This is a genomic window from Variovorax sp. P1_H12_2 (genome assembly GCF_056405335.1).
Genome location: NZ_JBFUCI010000348.1, coordinates 1 through 6,982, shown reverse-complemented (window position 1 = coordinate 6,982; position 6,982 = coordinate 1). Strand labels below are relative to the sequence as shown.

The 6,982-nt window shown below is 65.3% G+C and carries 12 protein-coding genes; all 12 read right to left on the bottom strand.

Features of this window, described 5'->3' with window-relative positions; all coding sequences use genetic code 11:
* Positions 1-182: hypothetical protein (locus AC1D2K_RS26490; RefSeq protein ID WP_478092290.1), on the bottom strand; the 182-nt coding region annotated here is incomplete at its 3' end.
* 54 nt (positions 183-236) lie between these two features.
* Positions 237-1,202 (bottom strand): hypothetical protein, encoded by a 966-nt coding sequence (locus AC1D2K_RS26485; protein WP_478092289.1) that lies wholly within the window; start codon positions 1,200-1,202, stop codon positions 237-239.
* 229 nt (positions 1,203-1,431) lie between these two features.
* Positions 1,432-1,989, bottom strand: coding sequence for a hypothetical protein (locus tag AC1D2K_RS26480; protein WP_478092287.1), 558 nt, complete (start codon positions 1,987-1,989; stop codon positions 1,432-1,434).
* The gene (locus AC1D2K_RS26475; RefSeq protein ID WP_478092286.1) at positions 1,986-2,816 is read right to left on the bottom strand and encodes a hypothetical protein; all 831 of its coding nucleotides are present in this window, start codon (positions 2,814-2,816) and stop codon (positions 1,986-1,988) included. The genes AC1D2K_RS26480 and AC1D2K_RS26475 overlap by 4 nt, the downstream gene beginning before the upstream one ends.
* 20 nt (positions 2,817-2,836) lie before the next feature.
* Positions 2,837-3,052, bottom strand: a complete 216-nt coding sequence (locus tag AC1D2K_RS26470) for a hypothetical protein (RefSeq protein ID WP_478092285.1) — start codon at positions 3,050-3,052, stop codon at positions 2,837-2,839.
* A gap of 133 nt (positions 3,053-3,185) precedes the next feature.
* Positions 3,186-4,025: a helix-turn-helix domain-containing protein gene (locus tag AC1D2K_RS26465; RefSeq protein WP_478092283.1), complete on the bottom strand. Its 840-nt coding sequence runs from the start codon at positions 4,023-4,025 to the stop codon at positions 3,186-3,188.
* Entirely contained in the window at positions 4,022-4,345 is a 324-nt protein-coding gene (locus AC1D2K_RS26460) for a hypothetical protein (protein ID WP_478092282.1), read from the bottom strand. Before AC1D2K_RS26460 ends, AC1D2K_RS26465 begins: the two co-directional genes overlap by 4 nt.
* A gap of 29 nt (positions 4,346-4,374) precedes the next feature.
* On the bottom strand, positions 4,375-4,665 hold the full coding sequence (locus AC1D2K_RS26455) for a hypothetical protein (RefSeq protein ID WP_478092280.1): 291 nt from the start codon (positions 4,663-4,665) through the stop codon (positions 4,375-4,377).
* A 3-nt stretch (positions 4,666-4,668) separates the two neighbouring features.
* Positions 4,669-5,451, bottom strand: coding sequence for a hypothetical protein (locus AC1D2K_RS26450; RefSeq protein WP_478092279.1), 783 nt, complete (start codon positions 5,449-5,451; stop codon positions 4,669-4,671).
* Positions 5,448-6,509 carry a hypothetical protein gene (locus tag AC1D2K_RS26445; protein ID WP_478092277.1) on the bottom strand — a complete coding sequence of 354 codons (1,062 nt, stop codon included), beginning with the start codon at positions 6,507-6,509 and terminating at the stop codon, positions 5,448-5,450. Before AC1D2K_RS26445 ends, AC1D2K_RS26450 begins: the two co-directional genes overlap by 4 nt.
* Complete coding sequence (locus AC1D2K_RS26440; protein WP_478092276.1) at positions 6,502-6,693, bottom strand: hypothetical protein; 192 nt, start codon at positions 6,691-6,693, stop codon at positions 6,502-6,504. Before AC1D2K_RS26440 ends, AC1D2K_RS26445 begins: the two co-directional genes overlap by 8 nt.
* Positions 6,690-6,982 (bottom strand): helix-turn-helix domain-containing protein (locus tag AC1D2K_RS26435; RefSeq protein ID WP_478092274.1); only part of this gene is annotated, 293 nt, incomplete at its 5' end. The genes AC1D2K_RS26435 and AC1D2K_RS26440, both read right to left, overlap by 4 nt.

The following is a 6,982-nucleotide window of genomic DNA, read 5'->3' as shown; positions in this document are numbered from 1 at the left end:
GGACTACCGTCGGCGAAAGGCTGCGCGTCGGCATTGAGGGCGAGGTGATCGAACAACTCGGCGGTGACAGCCTTCACTTCGTTGGTCAGCTGGGGTTCAAGGTAGGCCATGGTCTTGGTGCCCTGTGGGCGTTTGGGGGTTGATGGAGGGACTCGAAGCACGTCGCGCACGCTGATCGCCATGAGCGTGAGCGTGAGCAGGCGAGCAGCGCAGGCTCTGAAGGTTCTGAGGAATGGTCACGGCCGTGCCGCCTTCTGCTGGGCGGCGAGAAGATTTTTCAAAGCGCGCTCGATAGCGAGGCTGGTCGGGTCAGTCTTGCCCTTGAAGGCGGCCAGGGCGGCGCGAATGTCCGAACTGCTGGCCTTCGGCCCCAGGGTGGCGCGGCGCTGCTCCGGCTTGACCGCGATGCGGCGCACGCGCCCGGCGGTGATGCGGTCGGCGTCCTGCTGTGTCACGCGGATGGTTTGGTGCTTCGTACGGCCCGGACTGTCGAGGCGTGCACGATCGGCCTCGATCATCTTGGCGACCTGCTTGCGCACGAGGATGCTGTCGCGCAACTCGATCATCGTGCGAAGGGTATGTTTGCAGGCGAGGCCTGTGAGATGGACGTTCCGAATACGAGGAAACCCCGTTTCTTGCCTTGCTGCGTTCGCGCCGATCGACGTACAGATGTACCGATACCAAAAAGTATGCCGCCCACACGAGCAGTCCCACTTCACATGACCTTCCTTCGCAAGCCACGCAGCAGCCTGGAGAGGAGTTGCAGCACGGGCCAGCGCGGCGCCGTAGTCAGCAAAGATGACAGTCACATAGTGACGCGTCACCGGGCTTTGTCGGCTGGCGCTCGCGATGAAGTCGATCGTCCCGTTGCGCAGGCGCGCGGGCGTGCTCCACCTGATATCGCGCGCGCGCTGCAAGTCTTCCGGACGGCTCGCCCTCACGATGTCGTCGATGGTGGCACCACCTTTGTAGCGCGTGCCGAGGGCCTTGGCTTTGGTCTTGAACACGGCCATGTCCTCGGCCGTGAGCTGGCGTGGCACGCCGCCAAGGGTCGTGTACAGCAGCCGGCCGCCCGACACCTTGCCTTGCGCGATATCCGAAGGCCCAAGAATCCTGTGCGCGTCGGACTGTCGACGGARCAAGTCGTTGTTCGCAACTCGGTTCCGCCCGGCGGTCAGATTGCCGATGCGAATGCCGCTCATGCCGCCTCCTGCCCGCGCTGGGAAGCGCGAATCTGCCGCATCGACAACGGAAGTACCTTATCAAAACTTAACAAATCTGAGCCCATTTGCTCGTGCGGCAAACGATGCAAAAAGTCAGCCTTTGTCAGGGCTGCTCCGGAGTGATCCGGGCCCGTGGCACGCGGGGAATCGTGATAGCCAATTTCGATCAAATCACGCGAATGGTTAACGCAAGTAAGCATTGGTTCTCCTAAGATTTCCTAAGTCCGACGGAGGCAAGAAGCGCCCGGCCCGCGGCGGTCTTGCTAGCGGTTGCGACGAAGGCGGCCCGCGCTTTGGTGCTGCGTTCCTCGGCCGCAAGGTGGGCTCGATACTTCGCTTGCGCACGCAGGCGGGCGGCCTTGCCTTGCGGGTTGCTGGCTGTCTCGCGGGCGGCCTTTGCGCAGCACGTCTTGCACGCGGCTTTGACGCCGAAGCGCCCACCACGGCTGGGGCTGAAGTTGTTCAGGGGCTGGTCGAGCCCGCAGCGGGAGCAGGCCTTCGCGGTGCATGCAGCGCGCTCGTCGCCATCGGGCGCGGGCGGCAAGTAGGACCGCACGAAAACAGTCCGGCCAAGTTCGCGGGCGAAGACCTTGGCGTTGCGGTCATACAGGTCGCCCCAAAACTCGCGCGTACGCTCATCCAGTGCGGCAAGCGACTCCGGCGTCTGCGGTTCGTTGGCTTGGATGCGGCGGGGCTTGTACTGCCCACGCGCCACGCCGGGCTTCGAGCCGCGCTTGCGGGGTTCGGTCGGGCTGCGGGTCGTCATGCGGTGACCTCTGCGCCAACGCGATAGGGGTAGGCCTGCGCGATGAGGTCGTCGAGGCCCAGGCCAGCCAGGTGCTCGACATCGCCGCTTTCACCGAATGCATGCAGCGGCACGATTTCGGCGTCGATGGCAACGATCCGGGCGCGCACGGCGGCTTCGTCATCGGCTGGAGACTGAATGCCGAGCGCGGCGGTAATCTCATCGGGCTTCAGGCCGGCCGCCACGAGGCCGTTGTAGCGGTGAGATGCGGAGCCCGACATCGTGGAAGCCCTGCGCGCGGCGTCGATGCGGACGAGGCAGTGTTCGCGCTGGCGGGTCAGTGCACCCAGGCGCGTCGAGACGACGTGGCGCAAGGGCATGAGACGTTCCAGACGCGCTTTGTGGCAGGCGTCGTGCTGGGCGCGATCTTCGCGGACGGCAGCAACCTCGTCATCAATGTCCGCAGCCATCCGGTCAAGGATCGCGACGACCTTCTCGGGCGTGATAGCGGCGGGTTCATCAACAGCTGCGATGGCCTGGGCGATCGCGCTACGGAAGCCCGCAACTTCGAGAAGATGTGCCTGCTTCAGGTGCAGTCGGCCGGCCGTGAGCTGCACCTGGGAATCGCTGAAGACAGAGTCCAGGGCGTCAACCTCGGCGGCGGTCAGGGCGGCGGAGGCCGCGAGCGGGCTGCGAACGAATTTCATGGTTTGGTCCTTGATGGGGCGGGTTTTGGCGGGCGCGGTATGGATGTGGCTGGTGGTGCGCCAGCTCGGCAGTTGAAGGGGCTTGGCGGGACTGGCATGCACCTTGGCGCTGAAGTGAGCGCGGGTGACGACGAGCAGCATGGCAATTGCGCGCATTCGGGTCAGGCCTTGGGCGCGCTGGTGTTCTGCGCCAGCCATTCGCGGACAGCGCTGCGGCGATAGAGGCATCGACGGCCGGCCTTCACGAACGGCAGCGGCTGTGCGCGGCTCGGCCTGCGCCAGCTATCGATCGTGCTGGCCTTCACGCGTCCGCCAAGCATCTCGGCGCTGACCTGTGCGCTGTCGAGCAGGTCGTCGTCGGGGTCGTTAAGTTGCATTGGTTGGTGCTCCTGGGTTACGGTCCGTGCATCTTTGTGCAGCTCGGCCGCTCGACAGGGACCGACTTTCCCGATCTGCGCGAAGGGCTTCGCGTGCCTCGGGACGACCTCCGCCGTCGGCGGAAGTCCTCGCTCAAACGTCGTCGTCGCCCGCCATCTCGTCTTCAAGGGCGATATCGGCCAGCGCGCGACGCAGATCGCCGTCGAGGGCGTCGTGGGCGCGGATCGCCGTGCGTGCGTCCTCCAGCGCGGTCTCGAACTCCTGTGCGCGGCGCAGCGCGGTTGCTCCGCCGCGCATGCGATCGAACGCCCCCGAGTTCGAGCGCATGAAGCCGCTGAAAGCTTCGAGCAGGTCGTCCCCCGCCGCGAGAAGCCCGCGAACATGGCCGACATGCGGGCCGACCAGGCGGGCGTGGCGCGCGACCTCATCGACCGTGATCTCGGCCACGCGAGAAAGCTGCTTACGGACACCGATCAGGCACGCGCTGCGAAGAGCAGCCGCTTGGTCGCGCTCCGGTTCATCACTCATGCCCAGCAAGTAGTCCGAAGAGACGCCCAGGACTTCGGACACGCGCACCAGGGCGGTCGGTGTGATCAAACGACGGCCCCTTTCCCAGAGCGCGACTTGAGACTGATTTTTGAAATGAAGAGCCTTGGAGACATCGCCTTGCGACAGACCAGAAAGCATGCGCGCACGCACCAGCCGGACAGCCATCACGCGGCTCAATCTGGCGTTGGCTTCGCCGCCACGGGCCGAGGCATCTGCTTCACGCTCAACGCTCGGGTCATTCGCGGCAGGCGTTGCAGCACGAGCAGCGTTCGTCGTCAAGCCCGCAAACACCGCGCCGACAGCCACGGGGGCTTCGTCGTCGAAGTCAGGCAGATCGACTGCCGTTGCAGCGGGGACATCCAGCTGAATAACCACAGGGGCATGCGCGACGGGCTCGATGGTGTTGGCGACGACCGCGCTCATGCTGCACCACCTTCCACGACCGTGAACACGGGCGCATGCGGGCGGTGGACGCCGGCCTCGAACTCGGCGGAGGTTTGGTGGTCGTCGCACCACTGATTCGGCTGGCCCGCATCGTCAGCGGCGGGGACCAGATTCATGCAGCGGCCGAACTTCTCGATGCCGCCGTCTTCCTGCCATTCACGGTCTTTGAGGCCGTCGGCGGAGCAGTTGTCGCAGCAGCGCGACACGTGCACGCGGGCCTCGCCGCCGTCGTGCTCGCCCGTTGCGTCGATGTAGGTGATACGCACAACGCGGTGCGAGCGGGATTGAGATGCGGACATTTTTTTGTTCCTCGGTTACTGGTGACAAATCAAGCGGTGCGGGCGCGTTCGATGGCGTGGTTCGCCTCCATGCCGCACATGGTTTCGACGAGCTTCTCGCCGGCTTCCAGCGCCGCAGCGCGCAGTGCGCTGCAGAACGAATCGACATCAGCGAAATCGATGGTGAAGGCGCTGCCGCGCGCACCGGCCGGCGCAGCGATGCACACGCAAACACCGCCGACGGCGTTGGGTTGAATCAGGGCCTTGCGGGGGCCGTCAGTGCTGTCGAAGCGGTAGCCAGCGAGGGCGACCGTGCGAATGGTTCTTTCGTTGTCGGTCATGGTTCAGGTTCCAGTTGCGTTGAAAGTGGTGGCGGTGTAGTTGCGGACCTTGGAGGCCGCAGCGGCCTTCAGCGCGTCGGTGCGCTCGCGGTCGATCTGCTGCGCCGTGGGGGCCCCCTTGCGCGAGGTCGCTTCGGCACGCATGCTCAGCAGCAAGGCGCGCGCTTTGGCTCGGGCGTCGCGGTTCGACTGGGTCTCTTCGGCGGCAGGCAGCGCCAGCACCTCGTCAAGACCCGTCGGCGCGTCGAGCAGAAGATCGGCCGACAGACGGCCGGCCTGCACGTGCGGCAACAGCGTGACATTGCGCGCTGCCGTGTCGTGGCCCAGCGTCGCGGACCACGCGATGGGCACACGGCGCTCGCGGGCTTCGGAGACGAGGCGCGTGTACGACTCTTTGAACGCCATGCGCGCCGCAACTTCATCGCCGGCCAGGGCCAGCGGACGCGCAATGCCGAAGGCCTCGGCCATTTCGCTCGACCACACGACCGTCGCGTTCTCGTCGGTCGCGCGAAACGCGGAGGCCCACGCCTCTTCCGCGCCAGGACGGCCATCGTCGGCAACAAGGCCGTTGATCTGCGCAATCACGTCGGCCGGCATCGGCAGGAACTGGCCGCGCTTCGAGTCGCGGCTGTGGGCAAACAGTCCGGCCTCGACCTCGCGCAGCGGGTAGTCCTCCAGCGCGCGAAAGAACATCATCCGTGCACCGGCCGTGAGCGCCTGCCCCTTGAGCGACCAGAGGTCGTCCAGCGTCGCCGCGAAGCCGTCAAAGTCTCGATCGAAGTTCATGCGGCAGCGCCTCCGATGGCGGGGCTGTCGGGGATCACGGTCGCCTCGGCGTCGATCACGTTGCCGTCGTTCGCGGCATGGCCGTACCGCTGGCGGTAGAGGGCTTTGGCCTTGGCGGTCTCTTCGGCGTTCCTCGCGGCAAGCTGCTCGTCGGTCATGGCCGGCGCTCGCGAAGACGCTGCTATCGCCACGGGGTTCTGACGCTTGAGCGAAAGCTGCTGCCACTTTTCGCGCAGCTTGGCCGGCGACAGGATGTTGGTCTTCCAGAAGCCGTCCTTGTTTGCCCAGTCGAAAAGCGCGCAGGCGTCGCGATGCGTTCGGCGGTCCTGCTCGCGCATCAGGCGCATGTCGTTCGCCCACGCGTCCCAGTTCGGCTCTTTCATGGTCGGATMGATGACCTTGATGCGCACCCACATCCACTTCACCGCCTCATGGTCGTCGTCAGTGCCGTGGTGCTTTCTCGCCTTTGTGCCCTTGCCGGGCGAGTCAGCGCCGTCCGGGCTTTGCTCGGACGAAGAAGATTCCTGCTCGTGATCGTTTTCTTGTTCGTGGTCATGATCTTGGCTTCGGAGGACCTTCGAAGGGGCTTCGATGGGGCCTGCAACAGCCTTTGAAGCCCCTTGGCCGAGATCGGCGATTTCAGGCATCGGCGGCAGATGGAACGCCTCGGCATACAGGCGGTGGAACGCGCGGCGCAGGCCTTCAGACGGAACGGCCGACCACTCGCGCAGCACGGCCTTGGTGCGCTTGTCGGCCGGCGCCAACGCGGAGCCGATCTGCTCCGGCGCCATGTCGTGAACGAACACGACATCGGCCTGCTCGTCGAAGGTGCAGTACCCCGCTTCGGAGAGGCTTGAAAGGGCCTTCGAAGCCCCTTCGAAGGGGATGCCGGTGTCTTGTGCGACGTAAGCAATGGGGCAGTGATACAGGCCGATCAGGTTGGCGTGCGGACCAGTCTTCAGGTACAGCGCGACGACTTGTGCGGCCGGATTGCCGCGCAACGACTTGGCGAGGGGCGTGATCCAGAACTTGGACGGCACGATCGCGTACTCACGCATTGGCACCGCCGATCTGCGCCAGGAAGGCGCGTGCGTGATCGAGGTCGTCCAGCGGAACGACGCGGCCATGGTGGATCGAGTGCAGGCGCATCAGGCCGTCGAGGCCGACCTCGGCGTGCAGGGCGAACTCTGAGGCAGCCGTACGGAAGGCCTTGGAGTCGGCCAGGGCGTTGATCACGCTCATTGCTTGCCGCCTTTCTTCGGCGCGGCCGGGTCATTCGCAGCGGCTCCGAAGTCGAGGCCGATCTGGCCTTGATCGCCGAGTTCGTAGAAGGCACAGCGGGGATGGGACCAGCTGTCGGCGTCAACGATAGTGACCCAGCTGGTGCGGATGTCGTGCCCGAGCTTGCGCAGTTCGTGAACACGCGTCGGCACTTGGTAACAGCCGTTATTGCGGAAGAAGTAGCTCGATTGCCCGTTGGTCGCCAATGCCGAGAGCACAAAGGCGCGCTGCTCCGCACAAGACATTGCCC

Bases quoted from the DNA above. Each gene is read 5' to 3' on its own strand.
- AC1D2K_RS26480 (WP_478092287.1), bottom strand. From the start codon at position 1,989: ATGACGACCCGCAGCCCGACCGAACCCCGCAAGCGCGGCTCGAAGCCC.
- AC1D2K_RS26475 (WP_478092286.1), bottom strand. From the start codon at position 2,816: ATGCTGCTCGTCGTCACCCGCGCTCACTTCAGCGCCAAGGTGCATGCC.
- AC1D2K_RS26470 (WP_478092285.1), bottom strand. From the start codon at position 3,052: ATGCAACTTAACGACCCCGACGACGACCTGCTCGACAGCGCACAGGTC.
- AC1D2K_RS26465 (WP_478092283.1), bottom strand. From the start codon at position 4,025: ATGAGCGCGGTCGTCGCCAACACCATCGAGCCCGTCGCGCATGCCCCT.
- AC1D2K_RS26460 (WP_478092282.1), bottom strand. From the start codon at position 4,345: ATGTCCGCATCTCAATCCCGCTCGCACCGCGTTGTGCGTATCACCTAC.
- AC1D2K_RS26455 (WP_478092280.1), bottom strand. From the start codon at position 4,665: ATGACCGACAACGAAAGAACCATTCGCACGGTCGCCCTCGCTGGCTAC.
- AC1D2K_RS26450 (WP_478092279.1), bottom strand. From the start codon at position 5,451: ATGAACTTCGATCGAGACTTTGACGGCTTCGCGGCGACGCTGGACGAC.
- AC1D2K_RS26440 (WP_478092276.1), bottom strand. From the start codon at position 6,693: ATGAGCGTGATCAACGCCCTGGCCGACTCCAAGGCCTTCCGTACGGCT.